This window comes from Phycicoccus elongatus Lp2 (assembly GCF_000367525.1).
Taxonomy (GTDB): Bacteria; Actinomycetota; Actinomycetes; order Actinomycetales; family Dermatophilaceae; genus Phycicoccus_A; species Phycicoccus_A elongatus.
Genome location: NZ_HF570956.1, coordinates 113,178 through 115,803, shown reverse-complemented (window position 1 = coordinate 115,803; position 2,626 = coordinate 113,178). Strand labels below are relative to the sequence as shown.

Here is a 2,626-nt window from a genome sequence, read left to right as displayed (position 1 = left end):
CGACCGTGGTCGCGACGGCCGGGTCGCAGGCCAAGTGCGAGACCGCCCGCGCGCGGGGGGCCGACCACGTCATCGACTACTCGCAGGCGGACGACCTCGCCGCCGCGGTGCGCGCCTTCACGCCGGACGGGCGTGGCGTCGACGTCGCCTACGACGGGGTCGGCGCGTCCACCTTCGACGCCTCGCTCGCGTCGCTGCGTCCTCGGGGGACGCTCGCGATCTTCGGGGCGGCGTCGGGGGCGGTGCCGCCCGTCGACGTGCAGCGCCTCAATGCCGGCGGGTCGCTCTTCCTCACGCGACCGTCGTTGGCGCACCACGTCGCCGACCGAGGTGAGCTGCTCGCGCGCGCCGGCGAGGTGCTGGGCGCCGTCGCGGACGGCTCGCTCGAGGTGGCCATCGGCGGGAGGTACCCGCTGACCGACGCCGGTGCGGCATACGAGGCCCTGGAGGGTCGGGCGACGGAAGGCAAGCTCGTCCTCATCCCCTGACGTCCCCGGCCGGGTGGATCAGTGCCAGAGGACGGCGACCAGGACGTTGAGCACGGTCAGGCCGGCAGCGGCATCGACCAGGGCCGGCTTGGGCTCACCCTTGCGGGCCCGCGCGGCGGCGATCTCGGCGCAGGCGGCGACCGCGATCGCGACGAGGAGCTTGACGGCGACCTTGGCGTGGATGAGGGACTCGTCGTTCATCTCGTTGAGGCCGACGAGGAGCAGGCCGGTCACGACCTGCGCCCTCGCACCCCACACGAGCGGCGCGAACGAGGTCGAGCCGGCACGCGCGGCAATCCAGCCCCCGAGGATGGCGGCCATGCCGAGCAGGTGGAGGACGACGAACAGGCGAATGACGAGTTCCATGCGACCATGCTAGACAGCGGCCCCGGAGGCGGCACCGGCCCTCGATCCACCAAAGGGTGGAGCCGCCGGGCCCACCGGGCGGCAAAGCCGCACCGGTGCCGGTGTGGTGAGCACGCGGCATACCCGCTCGGTGCTTCAATCGGGACGTATGCCGCCCGGCCGGCCCGCGGGAGGCGGGCGACCGCCGGCCTCCCGGACCGCTCAGATGAGCTTGCGCCCCATCGCCCACGTCGTGAGCTCGTGCCGCGACGAGAGCTGGAGCTTGCGAAGCACCGAAGAGACATGCGTCTCGACCGTCTTGATCGAGATGAAGAGCTCCTTGGCGACTTCCTTGTATTGGTACCCCCGGGCGATGAGCCGCATGACCTCGCGCTCGCGCGCGGAGAGCCGGTCGAGCTCCTCGTCGACCTCGGCAATCTCCCCCGCCGCCGCCCCGAACGCATCGAGCACGAACCCGGCCAGGCGCGGCGAGAAGACCGCGTCGCCCTCCGCGACCCGCCGGATCGCCGTCGCCAGGTCCGTCGAGTTGATCGTCTTGGTCACATAGCCGCGCGCCCCGGCACGGATGACGGCGATGACGTCCTCGGCCGCATCGGAGACCGACAGCGCGAGGAAGCGGATCGGCTCGCCTCGCTGCGACTCCTGCGCCACGCAGCCGCGGAGCACGTCGACCCCGCCATGACCAAGGCCACCGGGCAGGTGGACGTCGAGGAGCACGACATCGGGCTGCTCGGCCTTGATGACGCTGACCGCGGTCTCGACGTCGGGAGCCTCCCCGACGATTTCGATCCCGTCGGCCGCCTCCTCGGCGAGTTCGCTGCGGACTCCGCTGCGAAACATCCGGTGGTCGTCGACGAGGACGACGCGAATCGGCTGGCTCATGCGTGTGCTCCTTCCAGGGCGGGCAGAGTGAGTTCGACCTCGGTGCCGTCCTCGCGGCGACGCACCCGGGCGGAGCCACCATGGCGCTCCATCCGGCCCAGGATGGACTGGCGCACGCCGAGCCGGTCCTCGGGCACCGCGTCCAGGTCGAAGCCGGTGCCGCGGTCGCGGACGAAGGCCTCCACCCCGCCCGGCCCGATCTCCACGTAGGCCGTGACCGGAGGTTGCCCGTGTCGCGTCGCGTTGAGCAGGGCCTCCCGCAGGGCACGGGCCAGCGCGATCCCGTGCTCCTCCATCGGCCGGTCGCCGGTCACGACCAGCTCGACCGGGACGCTGGTCAGGTCCTCCACCTCGTGGCTGACCGAGGCGATGGCGGCCGCGAGGGTCTCATCGTGTCCCACGCTCGCGCCGTAGAGCCAGGACCGCAGCTCGCGCTCCTGGCTGCGTGCCAGGGTCGTCACGGCCGCCGGGTCCGACGCCCGTCGTTGGATGAGGGCCAGGGTTTGCAGGACCGAGTCATGCAGGTGCGCCGCGATGTCGGCGCGTTCGTTGGCCCGCGCCGCGGCCTCCTGCTCCTGACGGGCATTCGTCCACAGGCGCAGCGCCCACGGCGCCGCGATGATGATCAGGCCGAGCAGCACCGCCAGCGACGCCAGGAGGCTGTCGACGACGACCGACGGCGAACTGCCTCGGGTGGCGATGACCGTGAGCCCGATGATCGCCAGGGTCACTCCCAGCCCGATGCGCAGCCACACGATGCCGCGCTGTCCGCTGCCTGCACCGTCCAGGGCGCGGGCCCGGCCTGCCGCGTCGAGGTCACTCCACACGACGACCGCACCGGCGGCGACGAGCAGGAGCGGCACGAGCAGGCTGGCCCGAACGTCGAGACC

At 72.4% G+C, this 2,626-nt stretch carries 4 protein-coding genes; 1 reads left to right on the top strand and 3 read right to left on the bottom strand.

What is annotated here, in order from left to right; translation table 11 throughout:
* Positions 1–488 (top strand): zinc-binding dehydrogenase (locus tag BN10_RS00570; RefSeq protein ID WP_156917276.1); only part of this gene is annotated, 488 nt, incomplete at its 5' end.
* A gap of 18 nt (positions 489–506) precedes the next feature.
* Here BN10_RS00570 and BN10_RS00565 read toward each other — a convergent pair.
* From BN10_RS00565 to BN10_RS00555, 3 genes are all read right to left on the bottom strand, one after another.
* Positions 507–854, bottom strand: coding sequence for a hypothetical protein (locus BN10_RS00565; RefSeq protein WP_010849183.1), 348 nt, complete (start codon positions 852–854; stop codon positions 507–509).
* 201 nt (positions 855–1,055) lie between these two features.
* A complete protein-coding gene (locus BN10_RS00560) occupies positions 1,056–1,736 on the bottom strand; it encodes a LuxR C-terminal-related transcriptional regulator (protein WP_010849182.1) in 681 nt (226 codons plus the stop codon).
* A partial coding sequence (locus BN10_RS00555; protein WP_040750388.1) for a sensor histidine kinase occupies positions 1,733–2,626 on the bottom strand: 894 nt, incomplete at its 5' end. The genes BN10_RS00555 and BN10_RS00560, both read right to left, overlap by 4 nt.